The sequence below is a fragment of the Cupriavidus sp. 2SB genome (assembly GCF_005503625.1).
Classification (GTDB): Bacteria; Pseudomonadota; Gammaproteobacteria; order Burkholderiales; family Burkholderiaceae; genus Cupriavidus.
Genome location: NZ_SCMX01000004.1, coordinates 1 through 16,903 on the forward strand (window position 1 = coordinate 1; position 16,903 = coordinate 16,903).

The following is a 16,903-nucleotide window of genomic DNA, read 5'->3' on the forward strand; positions in this document are numbered from 1 at the left end:
CTCCCCCGCCCCTCTCCCGCGAAGCGGGAGAGGGGAGAAAACAGTCAGGAGATTGTCGAGGCATCACCCCGCCGTGATCCCCGCCGTCTTGATCACCTTCCCCCACTTCTCGATCTCCGCATGGAGCCGCTTGCGCATCTGCTCCTGCGTCCCCGCATCAGCCTCAGCCCCCGCCTGCAGCAGCTTCTGCTTCACACTCGGGTCATTCATCGCCACGTTGAAATCCGCATTGATCTTGTCGAGCACGGCTTTGGGCGTCTGGGCCGGGGCGAACAACGCTGCCCACGAATACGCTTCGTAACCCGGCAATCCCGATTCGGCCACGGTCGGCACATCGGGCAGCATGCCCGAACGCTTGCGGCTGGCCACGCCCAATACCTTGATACGTCCCGTCTTGATGTGTTGCAGCGCAGTCGGCGCATCGCTGAACATCAACTGTACCTGTCCACCGAGCAGGTCATTCATCGCCGGGCCACTGCCCTTGTAGGGCACGTGCTGCAACTTCGTGCCCGCTTCCATGTTGAACAGTTCGCCCGCCAGATGCGTGCCGCCACCGTTGCCCGACGAGCCATATGAGAGCGTACGGCCGGGCTGCTTCGCGTACGCAATCAGTTCCTTGATGTTGTTGGCAGGCACGGACGGATGCGCGACCACGAACACCGGGAACATCGCCGCGAAGCTCACCGGCGCGAAGTCCTTCTCGATGTCGTACGGCAGCTTGCCCATCAGCGATGGATTCACCGCGTGGTGAATCGAGCCGAGGAACAGCGTGTAGCCATCGGGCGCCTCTTTGGATGCGATGGTGGCGCCGATCGTGCCGCCCGCGCCCGCGCGATTGTCGATGACGAGCGGCTGCTTCCAGATCTCGCCGAGCCGCTGGCTGAAGATGCGCGCGGTACTGTCCACCGGACCGCCGGGCGGAAACGGCACGATCAGCCGCACCGGCTTGGCCGGCCATGGATCGCTGGCCAGCACCGATAGCGGATGCGTGGCGGCTGCCAGCGCGCCAGCAGCCATGAGCCGCCTGCGCATAGGGGAAATGATCATGCCTTGTCTCCTTGGGTCTGCATCGAACCGGCCTGCTCCCGCAGCACACGCTTGAGGATCTTGCCGTTGTTATTGGTAGGCAGTTCTGCCAGCGCGATGATTCGCGCGGGGCGTTTGTAAGGGGCCAGCCGGCTGCGCAGATGATCCTTGAGCGCGGCAAGTTCCAGCGGGCAGCCAGGACGCAGTTCCACGAACGCGACGATTTCCTCGTTGCCGTCGCCCTCGGGCGTGCCGACCACCGCCGAGCGCTGAATGCTTGGATGGGTGTTCAATGCCGTTTCCACTTCTGCGGGATACACGTTGAAGCCCGAGCGGATGATCATTTCCTTGAGGCGACCCACCACGAAGACCGCGCCATCGGCGTGCATCTCGCCCAGGTCGCCGCTCGCATACCAGCCGCCTTCGCGCATCACGGCAGCGGTGGCTTCCGGATCGCGGAAATAGCCAGGCATCAGCCCCCTGCCCCGCAGCCAGAGTTCGCCGCGCTCGCCCAGCGGCAGCGGCTTGCCAGTCGTGGCGTCGGTGACCTGCACCTCGGCTTCGGCTACCGCATAGCCCGCGCTGGTATCGGCACGCCGTTCGTCGATGCGCGTGACATGGACCGATCCCGCGTACTCGGAGAGTCCATAGCCATGGTGCAGCGTCAGCCCGAACATCGCTTCCACGCGTTGCTTCAGCGCGAGGTCGAGCGGCCCTGCACCCGTGTAGATGTAGCGCAGCGACGGCGCTACAGGTTGCGTGATGCCTTGCTGTTGCAGATAGGCCAGCAGCCGCGAGAACAGCGTCGGCGGCCCCTGCAGTTGCGACACGCCGTGGTGCGCCAGCGCATCGAGCAGATCCTCGGGATCGAACTGCGGACGCATGACAAGCTGCGATCCGGCCAGCAGCGAACTCAGCAGCACCGTGCCAAGGCCAAAGATATGCGTCATCGGCACGAACGCGTAGCTGCGGTCTGCCGGACGCATCTCCCGTGCGTCGCGCGTCACGCGTGCAAAGTGGATCAGCGCGTCGTGCGTCAGCATCACGCCCTTCGGCTCACCCGTGGTGCCCGAGGTGAAGATCAGCGCGGCTACCTCGTCGCGCAACGGTTCGGGCTCCGTCACGGCGTCCGCGCGCACCGCCGAGCGCACCATGCCCGGGAGCGCGGACGGCACGGCATCGAAGCGTGCCCCGTGCGCTGCGGCGGCCTGCGATGCCGATGCGGTGAAGTACACCACGCGGGCATCGGCGCGCGCCGCAAAGGCATCGATCTCGCCCGGCGCCATGCGTGCGTTGACGCCGCAAGACCATGCGCCCACGCGGCTGCAAGCCATGATCAGCGCCGCATGCTCGGGACAGTTCTCCGCCACCACCATGACGCGGTCACCGGGGCGGACATCGAGCGCCCGCAGTTCTACCTCGGCCACATAGGTCAGCGCTCCAAGCTGGGCAAACGTCACCTGAGTGCCATCCGGCAGGTGGATGAACGGTTGATCGGGTGCCTCGTTCAACCAGTAATCGAGCAGGTGATGAATTCGCGTAGTCACTGCTGGCCGTCCTTTGCAATGCGGGAAGTGGTGCGCGCAGCATGAGCGCAAAGCCGTCGGGGCGCCATTCGTAAATGGCAAGGCCCGCCTTTGCCTCGCTGAAACCGCGCTGCAGTACGCGCGGGCGCAGGCTGGCAGCGCATTCCGCATAGATAAAGACCGGATTCGGCAAACCTGAACCAGAGCGACCGACACCCCCCTAGAATCGGTGGCATTGAGGAGACAACCCATGGACCTGCGTTTTTCCAAAGAAGAAGAATCCTTCCGCCAGGAAGTCCGTGCCTTCGTGCAGGCCAGCCTGCCCGCCGACATCCGCGACAAGGTGCTGGGCCACCGCCGCGTGGAGAAAGACGACTACGTGCGCTGGCACCGCATCCTGCACGCACAGGGCTGGGGCGCGCCCACCTGGCCGAAGGAATGGGGCGGCACCGGCTGGAACGCGCTGCAACGCCTGATCTTCGAGATCGAAACCCTGCAGGCCGGCGCACCGCGCATGCTGCCGTTCGGCCTGACCATGATCGGTCCGGTCCTGATGAAGTACGCCAGCCAGGCGCACAAGGAACGATTCCTGCCGCGCATCCCCATGGTCGATGAGTTCTGGTGTCAGGGTTATTCCGAACCCGGCGCGGGTTCGGACCTGGCGTCGCTGCGAACCAGCGCGGTGCGGCGCGGCGACAAGTACATCGTCAATGGCCAGAAAACCTGGACCACGATGGCGCACTTTGCCGACTGGATCTTCTGCCTCGTGCGCACCGATCCGGAAGCCAAGGCGCAAGAAGGCATCTCGATGCTGCTGATCGACATGAAGTCGCCCGGCGTGACGGTGCGGCCCATCAAGACGCTTGATGGTGGCCACGATGTCAACGAGACGTGGTTCGAAGAGGTGGAAGTGCCCGTGGAGAACCTGCTGGGCGAGGAAAACCGCGGATGGACCTATGCCAAGTACCTGCTCGGCCATGAACGCACCGGCATCGCAGGCATCGGCCATTGCTACCGCGAATTGCGCCAGTTGAAGCACTACGCGTCCGAAGCCACCGATGGCCGTGGCCGTCCGCTGATCGAAGAGCCGCGCATGCGCGATCGCATTGCACGTGTGGAGATGGACCTGCTGGCGCTGGAGATGCTGCTGTTGCGCGTGGCCACACAGGCCGCCGGCACGCCGGGACCGGAAGCATCGCTTGTGAAGATTCGCGGCTCGGAGTTGCAGCAGGATATCGCCATGCTGCAGATGGAAGTGGCCGGCCCGAACGGCTGGCCCTACTCGCCCGATTGGCTGGAACCCGGCGCACCGAATCCATCGAGCGGCCCGGACTGGGCACCGCCTGCTGCATCCACCTACTTCGACATGCGCAAGACCACGATCTACGGCGGTTCCACCGAAGTACAGAAAAACATCATCTCCAAGATGATCATCGGTTTCTAAGCGCGCATCTCAGCAAGGACGACGACATGGATTTCACCTACAGCGAAGAACAGCAGATGCTGACCGACAGCCTGCGCCGCTTTGTCGCCTCGGCATATACCTTCGAGGCACGGCGCCGCAATGCGCGCGAGAACGGCAGCTTCGACACACATATCTGGTCCGCACTGGCCGAGATGGGCGTACTCGGCCTCTGCGTCCCCACCGAATACGGCGGCTTTGGCGAAGGCCCGGCCACGCAGGCCGTGGTACAGCGCGAGCTGGGCCGCGCGCTGGTGCAGGAACCCGTGATTCCCGGCGGCGTGATTGCTGCCGCGATCCTCAAGCAGTTCGCGCCCGCCGCAATGCAGGCCGCGTATTTTCCTGCACTCGCCAGTGGCGAGAACGTGTTCGCCGTAGCCTATCTCGAACCCACCACACGCTATCGCACCGACACTGCTCAAGCACAAGCCCGCAAGCAAGGCACGGAAGGCTACGTGCTGAACGGCGCAAAGTCCGGCGTGTGGCACGGTGCTGCAGCAAACATCTACATCGTGTCTGCAATGCTCGATGGCGTGCTCGCATTGTTCCTCGTGCAGCGCGATGCACCGGGCCTGAACATCACCAGCTATCCGACGATGGACCGCCTTGCCGGTGCCGACCTGACGCTCGCGGACGTGCCCGCCACGCTGCTGACGACGCAGGGTCTCGACGCCCTCGAAGTGGGCCTCGACCACGGCATTGCCGCGCAATGCGCTGCGGCTGCCGGTGCGATGGAGCGCCTGATCGAGATCACCGCCGAATACCTCGGCGCGCGCAAGCAGTTCGGCAAGCCGCTCGCCTCGTTCCAGTCGCTGCAGCACCGTGTGGCCGAGATGGTCATGCAGAAGGAACTGGCGCTGTCGATGGCCTACGTGGCCGCGCAGGGACTCGATGCTATCGACATTGCGGAGCGACGCCGCAAGGTCTCGGCTGCAAAGGTCATCACCGCGCGCGCCGCGCGCTTTGTGGGCCAGCAGGCGGTGCAACTGCATGGCGGCATGGGCATGACCGACGAGTTGGAGGTCGGCGACTACTTCAAGGCGCTCGCCATGGTGGACGTGCTGCTCGGCGACACGGACCTGCACATGGAACGCTACACCGAGGCGATGGCCGCCTGATATCGAACACGCAAACGGATGAAACACGATGACCATCAATAGCAAGGCATACATCGTCGGCGCCTACGAGCACCCGACCCGCAAGGCACCGGACAAGACCGTGGCGCAACTGCACGCCGAAAGCGCACGCGGCGCGCTGGAAGACGCTGGCCTGACGCTGGCCGATGTCGACGGCTACTTCTGCGCGGGCGACGCGCCCGGACTCGGCATGGTCAACATGGTCGACTATCTCGGCCTGAACGCCCGCCATGTGGATTCCAGCGAAATGGGCGGCTCGTCGTATATCGCGCACGTCTCGCACGCCGCGCAGGCCATTGCCGCCGGCAAGTGCAACGTGGCACTGATCACGCTCGCCGGCCGGCCCCGTTCGGAAGGATCGAGCGGTACGCAGGCGCGCAACTGGGGCGCCAACCTGCCCGACCAGCCGTTCGAGGCACCGTTCAATCCCGTGACGGTCAACCTGTACGCGATGGTCGCGCAGCGGCACATGTACGAGTTCGGCACGACGCCCGAGCAACTCGCGTGGATCAAGGTGGCCGCGTCGCATCACGCGCAGCACAACCCCAATGCAATGCTGCGCGAACTGGTGACCGTCGAGGACGTTGTCAACTCGCCGATGATCTCCGATCCGCTACACCGGCTTGACTGCTGCGTGGTGTCCGATGGCGGCGGCGCGCTGATCGTTGCGCGCCCGGAAATCGCCGCTACGCTGAAGCGCCCGAAGATCAAGGTGCTGGGTGCGGGCGAGCACGTGAAGGGCCTGCTCGGCGGACAAGTGGACCTGTCGTGGTCTGCTGCAAAAATCTCCGGTGCCGCCGCGTTTGCCGAAGCCGGCGTCACGCCTTCGGATATCCAGTACGCGTCGATCTACGACAGTTTCACGATCACCGTGCTAATGCAGCTTGAAGACCTGGGCTTCTGCAAGAAGGGCGAAGGCGGCAAGTTCGTGATGGACGGCAACCTGATCTCGGGCGTGGGCAAGCTGCCCATCAACACCGATGGCGGCGGCCTGTGCAACAACCATCCGGCCAATCGCGGCGGCATCACAAAGGTGATCGAAGCCGTGCGCCAGTTGCGCGGCGAGGCGCATCCGGCAGTACAGGTCAAGAACTGCGGATTGGCATTGGCGCAGGGCACGGGCGGCTATATGGGCTCGCGCCATGGCTCCGCCACCCTGATCCTCGAACGCGAATAAAAGGAAAGCAAGCCATGACCACGCCTTATGTTTCCACGCCATACAAGGCCCCGGACGAGCTGCCGGACAACACTGCCTTCTGGCAGGCCGCGCGCGAGGGCAAGTTGCTGGTGCGCCATTGCACCGGCTGCGGCAAGCCGCACTGGTATCCGCGCACGCTGTGTCCGTTCTGCATGGGCGACACCGAATGGAAGACCGCCTCCGGCCTCGGTGAGATCTACTCGTTCAGCATCACACGCCGCGCGGGTCCGAACCCGTTCTGCATCGCCTATGTCCGTCTGGACGAAGGCGTGACGATGATGACGCATATCGTCGATACCGACCTGGATAGCGTGCGGATCGGGCAACGCGTGAAGGTGCGCTTTGCCGAAACCGACGGAGAAGGCAGCGCACCAGTTCCTGTCTTCGCGCCGGTGGCCTAGGCATGGCACCGACGAACCTTCCCTCGCCGTCGCGGCAGACCGGCGCGCTCAGTCACCTGCGCGTGCTCGACCTGTCGCGCGTGCTGGCCGGTCCATGGTGCACGCAGAACCTGGCCGACATGGGCGCCGACGTGATCAAGATCGAGAAGCCCGGCGCCGGTGACGACACGCGCCACTGGGGGCCTCCCTACCTCGATGGCGCGGACGGCTCGACGAATCAGGCGAGCTACTTTGCTGCGTGCAACCGCAACAAGCGCTCGGTGACGGTGGACATCGCCACGCCGGAAGGCCAGAAGCTGGTGCGCGACCTGGCGGCGCAGAGCGATGTGGTCATCGAGAACTACAAGACGGGTAGCCTCAAGCGGTATGGACTCGACTATGAAACGCTCTCGGCGCTGAATCCGCGCCTGATCTACTGTTCGGTCACCGGCTTTGGCCAGACTGGCCCGTACGCGACGCGCCCGGGCTACGACTTGCTCGTGCAGGCGATGAGCGGCCTGATGAGTATCACGGGGCAACCCGATGGCACGCCCGGCGCGGGGCCGATGCGCGTGGGCGTGGCCGTCATCGACGTGTTCACGGGCATGTATGCGACCACGGCCATCCTTGGCGCGATCGAGGCTCGGCACCACACCGGGCGCGGGCAAAGCATCGACATCGCGCTGCTCGACGTAGCGATGGCGGTACTGGCCAACCAGGGTGCCGGATTCCTCAATGCGGGAGTCGTCCCCACGCGCCGGGGCAACGTGCATCCAAGCGTGGTGCCCTATCAGGATTTCCCCACACGTGATGGCGACATGCTGCTGGCCATCGGCAACGACGGCCAGTTCGCGCGTTTCTGCGAAGTGGCCGATGTCGACTGGGCCCGCGACGCGCGCTACACGACGAACAGCGCCCGCGTGGCGAATCGCGACACGTTGATTCCGATGATGTGCGACATCACGCGGACGAAGCCCACGAGCGAATGGATTCACCTGCTCGAAGCAGCGACCGTGCCGTGCGGACCGATCAACGACATCGGCCAGGCGTTTGCCGATGAGCATGTGCAGTCTCGTGAGCTGCGTGTCGAACAGTTTCGCTACGCTGAGGGGTCTGGTGTTTCTGATCCGGTCAACCGGGTGTGCAGCACGGCCAGTCCGCTACGGTTGAGCGACACACCGCCAACGCTGCGGCATGCACCGCCTGCGCTCGGGCAGCATACGGAAGAGGTGCTGCGCGAGTGCTTGGGGTTGGATGGGGATGCGGTGGCGGGGTTGAGGGCCAGGGGGGTGTTGTAGACAAACCGCAAGCATGACAACTGCCGCTTGTTTGCTCCCCTCTCCCGCCATGCGGGAGAGGGGTTGGGGGTGAGGGCCGGCCGTCGCTATGCGAAAAGCGTGATCAGTTACGACACGCTTGCCCTCACCCCCAGCCCCTCTCCCATTTCATGGGAGAGGGGAGCAAAGACACGCTACTATCCACCCAGCCAATCTCCCACTGCAGAGGTAACCCGTGTCCCTTCCCGCCAGCATTTTCGAAGTCTCCGGCGATGCCGTCGAGTCCACGGTGTTGTCACGCGGCCCCTGGAACCCCGGTGCGCAACACGGTGGTGCGCCCGGTGCCTTGCTGGCCACGATGGCAGATCGGGCCATGGCGCATGAGCCGGGCTGGTCGATGTCGCGTCTCACCTTGGAATTCGTGCGGCCAGTGCCCGTGGCACCGCTGCGCGCCATCATCGAGCCGCAACCTGGTGGCGCCGTGCGCCGTGTGCGCGTCGAGTTACAGCACGAAGGCGTGACCGTCGTGCATGGCACGGCGGTCTACATGCGCGAACGCGAACTCGACCTACACGCCACACCCGCATCGCCAGTGCTGCCACCGCCCGACGCTTGCCACACGCCGCTCCAGATTCCCGGCATGGCGCCGCAGACATCGTTCCACTACACCGCCATGGAAACCCGCGTGGCAACGGGCACCGTCTCCGAGCCGGGTCCGGCAGCGGTTTGGTTTCGCTTTGCTGTACCCGTAGTCGCCGACTGGCCCATCTCGCCCGCATCCCGCGCGATTGCCGCCGCAGACTTCGGCAATGGCATAAGTTGGGCGGTGCCGCTTAGTCGCTTCGCGTTTGCCAATGCCGATCTCACTGTCTATCTGCACCGTCAGCCGCAAGGGGAATGGGTGGCTGCGGAATCGGAGACCTTCGTGCAGCCCAACGGCATCGGGCTGGCACGCACCACCTTGCATGACGAACGCGGCCCGATCGGCGTGGCGCAGCAGGGCCTGATTTTCAAGCCCCGTTAGCGCAGATCAAGCCGCCTTGGCCGGCAAGGTCGGATAGTCGGTCAGGCCGCGCGCGTCACCGCCAAACAGCGTATCGCGATCCGTAGGGTTGAGCATTGCGCCCGTGCGCAGGCGCTCCGGCAAATCCGGGTTCGCGATGAATGGACGACCAAAGGCGATCAGGTCGGCCCAACCCTCTTCCAGCGCGGCCACGGCGCGCGCGCTCGTGTACTTGCCGGCGTAGATCAGCGTACCGGGATACACCGCGCGCAGGCGTTGCTTGAACGCCATCGGCATGTGCGGCGCATCCTCCCAATCTGCTTCCGCGATGTGGATGTAGCCCACGCCCACCTCGGCGAGCAACTTCGCGGCGGCGGTATAGGTGGTCTCCGGATCGGCATCGACACAACCGTTCAGCGTGGTCAGCGGGGCAAGCCGGATGCCGACGCGATCCTTGCTACCCGTGCCGTCCACCAGCGCCTCGGCCACCTCGCGCAGGAATCGCAGGCGATTGTCGAGCGAGCCACCGTACTCATCGGTTCGTGCATTCGCGCCAGAGTCGATGAACTGGTTCACCAGGTAACCATTGGCCGCATGCAACTCCACACCATCGAAACCGGCGGCCATGGCATTGCGGGCCGCCTGTCGAAACTGCTCGACGATGTCGTGGATCTCGGGAATGCTCAGGGCGCGCGGCTCGGATGCCTGGACGAAGCCCGGCTTGCCATCGTTGTCAGCCACAAACACATTGACGCCCTTCGCCTGGATGGCCGAAGACGACACCGGCTGTTCGCCGCCCAGCAAGCTGACGTGGCTCAGGCGTCCCACATGCCAGAGCTGCGCAAAGATGCGCCCGCCTGCCGCATGCACGGTATCGGTGACCTTGCGCCAGCCGGCGATCTGCTCCGGCGTGTACACACCGGGCGTCCAGGCATAGCCCTTGCCCATCGGCGAAATCCACGTCCCTTCGCTGACAATCAGGCCGGCGCCAGCGCGCTGGGCGTAGTACTCGGCCATCAACGCATTCGGTACATCGCCGGGCTGGCTGGCACGCGAGCGCGTCATCGGCGGCATGACGAGGCGGTTCGGCAGCTTCAGGCTGCCAAGCGAGTACGGTTGGAACAACGGGTTGCGGGTATCGGGCATTGCAGCGCTCCAGGAAGGAAAGTCACGATGGAGGCCAGTCTGCCGGCTTTACTCTTGCGGATTAAGGGGCTTTCGCAGGAAATATTGTTGATTTCTTGTCAACAATGGGAGTGGCTTATCAACCGCTCCCATGCGGCCTGCTTGTCAAAGCGCTGCCCCCGCCCTTGCCGTAGTCGCCATGCTCGTATACGCTTCGAACTACGATTTATCGAGTCCTAGTTTTCCTATGTCCCACATCAGTACAGGTGTTGAATACGGGCTGCATTGCCTGTTGTATCTGTCGCGTTCGCCACTCGCGGTGGAAGAAGCCAGCGTGCGCGACCTCGCCGAGTTACAAGGTATTCCCGCCGAGTTTCTCGCCAAGCTGTTCACCAAGCTGGCGAAAGCCGATCTGGTCGTGGCTACCGAGGGGATCAAGGGTGGCTTCCGCCTGGCCCGCCCCCCGTCGCGCATCACGGTGTACGACGTGGTCATGGCCATTGATGGCGACAAATCGCTGTTCGAGTGCCGCGAGATTCGCGATCGCAATGCCGTGTTCGAGGGATGCCCGCCCGCATGGGCCACGCGCGGCGTCTGCGGCATTCACGCCATCATGCAGCAGGCCGCGAAGGCGATGCAGGCGGAACTCAAGAAACATACCCTTGCTGATATCGCGGAGCGTACGCTCAAGGTTGTGCCAGCTTCCCACGGCGGCCAGATCGTGGAGTGGCTGACCGATCGCGCGGCCAATCGGCGCAGCGCACGATAAAGAAGGCGATCCCATCGGGACCGCCTTGCTTCACCCGGAGCAGGACTCTGCACCATGCACTGCCACGTGCGGTCGGCGCATCGAATCCTGCCGATCAGTGCAGCGCCATGCGGCGGCGCTTTTCCACCAGTCCGACCAGCGCTACGACCAGCAGGTTGACCGGCGTCGGAATGCCAAGTGATGCGCCCCGACGCACGATCTCGCCATTGAGCGACGCAATCTCGCTGGCACGGCCTTGTGCGAAATCCTGGGCCATCGACGAATATTGCCCGAGCGGAATCGTGCGACGGATCAGTTCGACCTGGCTCTCGGCACCGCCTTCGATCGTCACGCCGGAGGCGCGTGCCACGGCCAGACATTCCGCCACGATGGCGGTCATCGCGGCATCGGCAGAGGGAACGTCGCGAATCTCGCCGTACGGCAGTTGGACGATGGCCGACAGCGCGTTGTAGGCGCAGTTGAGGATCAGTTTCCCCCACAGTGCGCTCATGACATCGGACGATACAACCGTGGGCACGCCGGCGTGGTTGAACAACTCGGCCACCTGCGCACTCCCCTCGCCCGTCCCGATAATCAGGTCGCCACGCCCGTGATGGCGGAGATGGCCGGCATCGGCCATCTCGCTCGCGACGTAGACCGCTGCGGGAATGACGGGCCGCGCCAACGCGGCTTCGAGCCGGCAGGCATTGTCGATACCGTTCTGCAGCGAGACGATCACCGCTGCGGGTTTCAGATATGGACGCATCTGCTCGGCCGCGTGCTCGGTATCGACGGATTTCACACAGACCAGCACGAGATCGGCATCGGCCACTGCAGCGGGGTCCGTACTCGCACCGATGTGCACGCGCGTATCGAATGACTTCGATTCAAAGCGCAACCCCTGCGCGTGAATGGCATCGACATGACGCTGCCTGCCGATCAGGACCACGCCCTCGCCGGCCTTCGCCAGCATGCCACCAAAGAAACAGCCCACAGCGCCTGCGCCCATTGCCGCGATTTTCATGATTCGCTCCTGCCAGTCCTGCCGTCCTGCTGTCGCGAGGGAAGGCGAACGCGCCGCCCCCGCGTCCTGCCTTGCTTACTGACGCTGCACGGTCTGCACGGCGTCCAGAATCACCTTGGCCACATCGGCCGGACGCGATTGCTGCGGCACGTGGCTGGTCGGCAGCTGCGTGACCTTCGCCCCGATCTTTTTAGCCATCTCGCGCTCCAGGGCGGGCGGGATCATGCGGTCGTTTTCGCTGACGATGAACCACGACGGCCGCGTGGTCCAGGCCGCGACGGTGGTCTTCTCGCCAAATGCCTTGGCCTGGATCGGGCCCTGGGTGGCAGCCATGACGCGCGCCTGTGCGGCAGGCACGTCCTGCGCAAAGTTGGCGGCCAGCGCCTCGGGCGGCAGCGTCAGGTATCCATCCTTGTCGGCCATCAACTTGGCGATGCCCGGTGCCGGCGGATACCCCTTGCCCACTTCTTCCGTGGACTGGCCGGCATCCGGCGCGAAGGCGGCCACATAGACCAGCGCCTTGACCTTGTCGTTGGCACCGGCTTCGGTAATCACCGTACCGCCCCACGAATGGCCCACCAGCACAACCTTGCCCGGCTGGTTGTCGATGGCACGGCGCGTGGTGGCCACGTCGTCCGCCAGCGAGTTCAGCCCGTTCTGCACGGCCTGCACCTTCACGCCCTTGGCCTGCAGGAACGGAATGACCTTGGCCCAGTCCGAGCCATCGGCAAATGCGCCATGCACGATCACGACGGTAGTCGGCACCTTGTCGGCGGCGGAAGCCCCGGTGGCGGCCGTGAAACCCAGGGCCGCAATGGCCAGCGATGCAAGCGTTCGATTCAGCATGTCGATCCTTTCAAGATCCGTTGGGATGGCAATGGATGTATTGGAAGGCGGCGACGTATCGCTTCCATGTGGCGAAAGCGGGAATCCGTATGCGCACGTATCTGCGGCTCGCGCAGATACATGACGGTACAAATGTCGAAGGCCGGCGCGCTCGCCACGCCGTGATACAGTCCGGCCACTATCCGCCGAGCCACCGCACATGTCCGAGCGTCAAGACTCTACGCCCAAGCCCGCTTCCATGAACGTCAAGACCGCCTTGCGCGTGATCGAGATCATCGAGACGTTTGCGCGGGAGCGGCGGGCCTTGTCGTTGTCGGAACTCGCGCGCCTGCTGGCGGTGCCAGCGTCGAGCTGCCATGCGCTCATCCGGACGCTGACGTCGCTGGGCTATCTCTACGAAACCGCGCGCCGGCAAGGCTACTACCCGACGGGACGCCTGCTGGCCATGGCGCAGCAGATCGCCCGTCATGATCCCGTGCTGGACCGCGTGCACGACACGATGGCCGAGTTGCGCGATGCCACGGGCGAAACCGTGGTCATCGGCAAGCTGCACGAGGGCGCGGCGGTGGTGTACCTGGACGTGCTCGAATCCCCGCACGCCATCCGCTATATCGCCACCGCAGGCGAACGGCGCGAACTGTACGCAAACTCGATTGGCAAAGCGCTGCTGGGCGCCATGGAGGATGCCGAGCGCGGCGCCGTACTGGCGCAGGTGGCATTCCAGCCGTTCACCGCGCGTACGCTGACCACGCCCGCCATGGTCGAAGCCGACCTGCAGGCTGCGCGCACGCGTGGTGCGTATGTCAATCTCAGTGAATCGATGCCCGATGTAGGCGCGCTGGCGTGGCCGGTGCGGTTATCGGGGGAAAGTTATGCGATCTCGATCGCCGGTCCGGTGTACCGGATCGAGCCGCATCTGGAGCGCTACGCGGCCATCCTGCGCGCGGCCTGTGCATCGCTGGAGAAGACCTGAGCGGTCACGCTCAGTCCACGCTCAGTCGACAGTCTCGCGCGACACCAGCCGCCAGCTCATCGCGTCGGGCAGATCGATGTCACCGACCGGCAGCGCTGCCGCCAGCGCCAGCACGGCGTCCTTGCGGCGCCATGTCAGCCCATTGGCAGCCTCCAGCGGCGCCGGAACCGCTTCCACGACATGGCCGATCATCGTCTGGAACAGGCTGCCGCCATGGCACTTGATCCACGCTTCCTTGAGTGTCCAGAGTTGGAAGAAGGCCACCATGCGGGCTTCGTCGTCACCCCCGGCGATCAATTCCGGCAGCGCCGCGCGCTCGGCTTCGGTCGTGGTGGCTTCGATCAGCGTCCCGAGGTGCTTGCGCGGCTGAAGGGCCTCGATGTCGACGCCCACCGGCATGTCAGATACCGCGCACGCCAGGTGATCACCCGAATGTGCGATCGATACGAAGATCGGCATGCCCACCGCCCCGCCCGAGTGCGTGGCAACGGGCGGTGCATCCTCGGCGGCCGACAACATCCATTCCGATGCATCGCCCCCCAGCGTCACCGCCAGCAGCCGCCGCGCCAGCCAGCGCCCCGCGGCAAACTGCTCGGCGCGCTGCTCCGCACGCATTTCGGCCAGGCGTGACAGCTCTTCCGCAGACATCCAGCGGCTGACTGGTGGCGCCATGGCAGCGAAGGCCATGACCGATCCGGTACGCAGGGCGAGCGGCATGGTAATGGTGTGTGGATAGCGCCGGCATCAATCCGCCCAGCGGCGGAATACCAGCGAGGTATTGATGCCGCCGAAAGCGAAATTGTTGCTCATCACATGGTCGGTATCGATCCTGCGCCCTTCACCCATGATGTAGTCCAGCGGTGCGCAACGTGGATCGAGATCGGTGAGATTGATCGTTGGTGCAAACCAGCCATCCCGCATCATCTCGATCGTCATCCACGCTTCCAGCGCGCCGCAGGCACCAAGCGTATGTCCCATATAGCTCTTGAGCGAACTGACCGGCATCCGTCCGCCCAGCACATCGTGCGTGGCCTGCGATTCGGCCACGTCGCCGTGGTCGGTCGCCGTACCGTGCGCATTGACATAGCCGATGGCATCCGGCGACAGATTGGCGTCTTCCAGTGCCAGCCGCATCGCTTGGGCCATGGTCCCGGCCTGCGGCTGCGTCACGTGCGCGCCGTCGCTGTTGGTGCCATAGCCGACGATCTCGGCCAGGATGGTGGCACCGCGCGCCTGCGCATGCTCCAGTTCCTCCAGGACAAGCGTGCCGGCGCCCTCGCCCAGCACCAGTCCATCGCGATTTGCATCGAACGGGCGCGGCGTGCGCTCCGGCGCATCGTTGCGTGTACTCGTGGCGAACAGCGTATCGAAGACAGCGGCCTCGGTGGCATCCAGCTCCTCGGCGCCCCCTGCCAGCATCGCCAACTGGCGGCCCGCGCGAATGGTCTCGAACGCATAACCAATGCCGTGGCTGCCCGAAGTACAGGCGCTCGATGTGGTCAGGATGCGCCCGGTAATGCCAAAGAACACGCCGATATTGACCGCCGTGGTGTGCGGCATCATGCGGATATACGTGGTGGCGCTGATGTCCTCGGTCGTGCGCTCGGACATCATCCGGCCGAAATCCTGGACCGCCGAAGGCGTACCGGTGGACGAACCGTAGGCGATGCCCAGCCGGCCGCCCGTTACCAGCGGACTGCCGGCCAGCCCGGCATTGGCCAATGCAGCTTCGCTGGCCATCACGGCCATCAGCGAGACACGTCCCATCGATCGCGTCAGCTTGCGCGTGTAATGCGGCGGCGGCGAGAACGGCGGCACCGGTGCGCCCAACCGGGTATTGAGCCCCCGGATATCGTCCCATTCCGGCATATGGACCACTGCATTGCGTCCGCTGGCCAGGCGCTCGCGCACTGTGGCCCAGTCATTACCCAGGGCGCTTACCGCCCCGGCGCCGGTTACGACAACCCGCTTCATCCGAACATCCCTCCGTTCACCGAAATCACCTGCCGCGTAATGTAACCGGCATCTGGCGACAAGAGGAAGGCCACCGTTGCAGCCACCTCGTCCGGCGTGCCCAAGCGGCGCGCCGGAATGATCTTGAGCGCCTCGTCGCGCACGTGGTCTTCCACCATTTCCGTGTCGATCAGCCCCGGCGCCACGCAATTGACCGTGATCTGCCGCTTGGCCAGTTCGATGGCCAGCGCCTTGGTGGCGCCGATGATGCCTGCCTTGGCGGCGCTGTAATTGGCCTGCCCACGGTTGCCCACCAGCCCCGACACCGACGACAACGTAACGATGCGGCCCGGCTGGCGTCGCTGCACCATGGGCATGACCACGGGATTCAGCACGTTGTAGAACGCGTCGAGGTTGGTATGCACGACCTCGTCCCATTCCTCGCCGGTCATGGCCGGAAACGCCGCATCGCGCGTCATGCCGGCATTGCAGACCACGCCGTAATAGCAGCCGTGCTTCTCGATATCGGCCAGCAGGATTTCCGCCGTGGCCTCGCGGCGCGCCATGTCGAACGCCAGCACCCGGGCATTGCGTCCGAACGCGCGAACGGCATCCGCCACAGATTCCGCCTCGTCCCGGCGTGTCCGGCAGTGAACCACCACGTCAAAGCCGTCGCGCGCCAGGCGCAAGGCAATGGCCCGCCCGATGCCGCGCGAGGACCCCGTGACCAGCACCGTCTTGTTTGTCATACCTGCTGCCCCTGGAGAAAAGCCTCCGCGTCGGCAGGCTGGAATACGGAAACATTGGCGCGGGCCACTTCGCGGCCATCCATCGCCAGCGTGCAGGCGAACATGCCCAGGCCATTCTCGCCTTCCAGTTCCACCTGCACGGAAATTGTCAGTACGCTGCCCACCGGGAAAGCCGCTACGTCGCACGCGTAACGGCGAGAACCGAGCAGGAAGCCCACGCCTGGCCCCCGACCGGCAGCGCGGTCGCGCACGCCGGCCCAGGCTGCGATGGTCTGCGCCATGTATTCGATGCCCACCCAGCCAGGCATGCCGTCATCGCCAACAAACAACTGCGTGGCACGCACTGTCGCGCGCGCCGTGCAGTGTCCGGCATCGGCGTGGATCAATTCGTCGATCAGGCGCATCGCTCCCGCATGCGAGATCACCTCGGCCACTGGGGGCATCGGTACATTCGATATCGGTTCCATCGTCGTCATC

17 protein-coding genes are annotated in these 16,903 nt (G+C 64.8%); 8 read left to right on the forward strand and 9 right to left on the reverse strand.

Annotated elements, in window-relative coordinates; translation table 11 throughout:
• Positions 1-63: 63 nt before the first annotated feature.
• Both FFS21_RS02685 and FFS21_RS02690 read right to left on the reverse strand, forming a co-directional pair.
• On the reverse strand, positions 64-1,047 hold the full coding sequence (locus FFS21_RS02685) for a tripartite tricarboxylate transporter substrate binding protein (protein WP_137923398.1): 984 nt from the start codon (positions 1,045-1,047) through the stop codon (positions 64-66).
• The gene (locus FFS21_RS02690) at positions 1,044-2,573 is read right to left on the reverse strand and encodes a class I adenylate-forming enzyme family protein (RefSeq protein WP_137923399.1); all 1,530 of its coding nucleotides are present in this window, start codon (positions 2,571-2,573) and stop codon (positions 1,044-1,046) included. The genes FFS21_RS02685 and FFS21_RS02690 overlap by 4 nt, the downstream gene beginning before the upstream one ends.
• A gap of 229 nt (positions 2,574-2,802) precedes the next feature.
• Here FFS21_RS02690 and FFS21_RS02695 point away from each other — a divergent pair, with 229 nt between their 5' ends.
• From FFS21_RS02695 to FFS21_RS02720, 6 genes are all read left to right on the forward strand, one after another.
• Positions 2,803-3,996 carry an acyl-CoA dehydrogenase family protein gene (locus FFS21_RS02695; protein ID WP_137923400.1) on the forward strand — a complete coding sequence of 398 codons (1,194 nt, stop codon included), beginning with the start codon at positions 2,803-2,805 and terminating at the stop codon, positions 3,994-3,996.
• Positions 3,997-4,022: 26 nt separating this feature from the next.
• On the forward strand, positions 4,023-5,132 hold the full coding sequence (locus FFS21_RS02700) for an acyl-CoA dehydrogenase family protein (protein ID WP_137923401.1): 1,110 nt from the start codon (positions 4,023-4,025) through the stop codon (positions 5,130-5,132).
• A 28-nt stretch (positions 5,133-5,160) separates the two neighbouring features.
• Complete coding sequence (locus FFS21_RS02705; RefSeq protein ID WP_137923402.1) at positions 5,161-6,327, forward strand: thiolase family protein; 1,167 nt, start codon at positions 5,161-5,163, stop codon at positions 6,325-6,327.
• 14 nt (positions 6,328-6,341) lie between these two features.
• A complete protein-coding gene (locus FFS21_RS02710) occupies positions 6,342-6,749 on the forward strand; it encodes a Zn-ribbon domain-containing OB-fold protein (protein ID WP_137923403.1) in 408 nt (135 codons plus the stop codon).
• 2 nt (positions 6,750-6,751) lie between these two features.
• The gene (locus tag FFS21_RS02715) at positions 6,752-8,026 is read left to right on the forward strand and encodes a CaiB/BaiF CoA transferase family protein (protein ID WP_137923404.1); all 1,275 of its coding nucleotides are present in this window, start codon (positions 6,752-6,754) and stop codon (positions 8,024-8,026) included.
• A gap of 214 nt (positions 8,027-8,240) precedes the next feature.
• The gene (locus FFS21_RS02720; protein WP_137923405.1) at positions 8,241-9,029 is read left to right on the forward strand and encodes a thioesterase family protein; all 789 of its coding nucleotides are present in this window, start codon (positions 8,241-8,243) and stop codon (positions 9,027-9,029) included.
• Positions 9,030-9,035: 6 nt separating this feature from the next.
• On the opposite strand, the gene FFS21_RS02725 is transcribed toward FFS21_RS02720, so the two are convergent.
• On the reverse strand, positions 9,036-10,154 hold the full coding sequence (locus tag FFS21_RS02725; RefSeq protein ID WP_137923406.1) for an alkene reductase: 1,119 nt from the start codon (positions 10,152-10,154) through the stop codon (positions 9,036-9,038).
• A 226-nt stretch (positions 10,155-10,380) separates the two neighbouring features.
• Between FFS21_RS02725 and FFS21_RS02730 the strand changes: the two genes are divergently transcribed.
• Positions 10,381-10,902, forward strand: a complete 522-nt coding sequence (locus FFS21_RS02730; RefSeq protein ID WP_137923407.1) for an RrF2 family transcriptional regulator — start codon at positions 10,381-10,383, stop codon at positions 10,900-10,902.
• 94 nt (positions 10,903-10,996) lie between these two features.
• On the opposite strand, the gene FFS21_RS02735 is transcribed toward FFS21_RS02730, so the two are convergent.
• Both FFS21_RS02735 and FFS21_RS02740 read right to left on the reverse strand, forming a co-directional pair.
• Entirely contained in the window at positions 10,997-11,905 is a 909-nt protein-coding gene (locus FFS21_RS02735; protein ID WP_137923408.1) for a ketopantoate reductase family protein, read from the reverse strand.
• 75 nt (positions 11,906-11,980) lie between these two features.
• Positions 11,981-12,751 (reverse strand): alpha/beta fold hydrolase, encoded by a 771-nt coding sequence (locus FFS21_RS02740; RefSeq protein WP_137923409.1) that lies wholly within the window; start codon positions 12,749-12,751, stop codon positions 11,981-11,983.
• A 238-nt stretch (positions 12,752-12,989) separates the two neighbouring features.
• Here FFS21_RS02740 and FFS21_RS02745 point away from each other — a divergent pair, with 238 nt between their 5' ends.
• A complete protein-coding gene (locus FFS21_RS02745; protein WP_137923520.1) occupies positions 12,990-13,724 on the forward strand; it encodes an IclR family transcriptional regulator in 735 nt (244 codons plus the stop codon).
• A 21-nt stretch (positions 13,725-13,745) separates the two neighbouring features.
• Here the strand turns inward: FFS21_RS02745 and FFS21_RS02750 are convergent, their stop codons facing one another.
• Genes FFS21_RS02750 through FFS21_RS02765 form a run of 4 tightly spaced genes read right to left on the reverse strand, consistent with a single transcriptional unit; the run spans position 13,746 to position 16,902 of the window.
• Entirely contained in the window at positions 13,746-14,411 is a 666-nt protein-coding gene (locus FFS21_RS02750) for a 4'-phosphopantetheinyl transferase family protein (protein WP_249359064.1), read from the reverse strand.
• 57 nt (positions 14,412-14,468) lie between these two features.
• Entirely contained in the window at positions 14,469-15,698 is a 1,230-nt protein-coding gene (locus FFS21_RS02755; protein WP_137923411.1) for a beta-ketoacyl-ACP synthase, read from the reverse strand.
• Positions 15,695-16,426, reverse strand: a complete 732-nt coding sequence (fabG, locus tag FFS21_RS02760; protein ID WP_137923412.1) for a 3-oxoacyl-ACP reductase FabG — start codon at positions 16,424-16,426, stop codon at positions 15,695-15,697. Before fabG ends, FFS21_RS02755 begins: the two co-directional genes overlap by 4 nt.
• Positions 16,423-16,902 carry a hotdog family protein gene (locus FFS21_RS02765; protein WP_249359067.1) on the reverse strand — a complete coding sequence of 160 codons (480 nt, stop codon included), beginning with the start codon at positions 16,900-16,902 and terminating at the stop codon, positions 16,423-16,425. The genes fabG and FFS21_RS02765 overlap by 4 nt, the downstream gene beginning before the upstream one ends.
• Position 16,903 lies beyond the last annotated feature (1 nt).

Excerpts from the sequence above, each read along its gene's own strand:
- FFS21_RS02715 (WP_137923404.1), top strand. The coding sequence starts at position 6,752 with ATGGCACCGACGAACCTTCCCTCGCCGTCGCGGCAGACCGGCGCGCTC.
- FFS21_RS02710 (WP_137923403.1), top strand. The coding sequence starts at position 6,342 with ATGACCACGCCTTATGTTTCCACGCCATACAAGGCCCCGGACGAGCTG.
- FFS21_RS02700 (WP_137923401.1), top strand. The coding sequence starts at position 4,023 with ATGGATTTCACCTACAGCGAAGAACAGCAGATGCTGACCGACAGCCTG.
- FFS21_RS02730 (WP_137923407.1), top strand. The coding sequence starts at position 10,381 with ATGTCCCACATCAGTACAGGTGTTGAATACGGGCTGCATTGCCTGTTG.
- FFS21_RS02740 (WP_137923409.1), bottom strand. The coding sequence starts at position 12,751 with ATGCTGAATCGAACGCTTGCATCGCTGGCCATTGCGGCCCTGGGTTTC.
- FFS21_RS02750 (WP_249359064.1), bottom strand. The coding sequence starts at position 14,411 with ATGGCCTTCGCTGCCATGGCGCCACCAGTCAGCCGCTGGATGTCTGCG.
- FFS21_RS02705 (WP_137923402.1), top strand. The coding sequence starts at position 5,161 with ATGACCATCAATAGCAAGGCATACATCGTCGGCGCCTACGAGCACCCG.
- FFS21_RS02685 (WP_137923398.1), bottom strand. The coding sequence starts at position 1,047 with ATGATCATTTCCCCTATGCGCAGGCGGCTCATGGCTGCTGGCGCGCTG.
- FFS21_RS02695 (WP_137923400.1), top strand. The coding sequence starts at position 2,803 with ATGGACCTGCGTTTTTCCAAAGAAGAAGAATCCTTCCGCCAGGAAGTC.
- FFS21_RS02755 (WP_137923411.1), bottom strand. The coding sequence starts at position 15,698 with ATGAAGCGGGTTGTCGTAACCGGCGCCGGGGCGGTAAGCGCCCTGGGT.
- FFS21_RS02765 (WP_249359067.1), bottom strand. The coding sequence starts at position 16,902 with ATGACGACGATGGAACCGATATCGAATGTACCGATGCCCCCAGTGGCC.
- FFS21_RS02745 (WP_137923520.1), top strand. The coding sequence starts at position 12,990 with ATGAACGTCAAGACCGCCTTGCGCGTGATCGAGATCATCGAGACGTTT.
- fabG (WP_137923412.1), bottom strand. The coding sequence starts at position 16,426 with ATGACAAACAAGACGGTGCTGGTCACGGGGTCCTCGCGCGGCATCGGG.
- FFS21_RS02725 (WP_137923406.1), bottom strand. The coding sequence starts at position 10,154 with ATGCCCGATACCCGCAACCCGTTGTTCCAACCGTACTCGCTTGGCAGC.
- FFS21_RS02735 (WP_137923408.1), bottom strand. The coding sequence starts at position 11,905 with ATGAAAATCGCGGCAATGGGCGCAGGCGCTGTGGGCTGTTTCTTTGGT.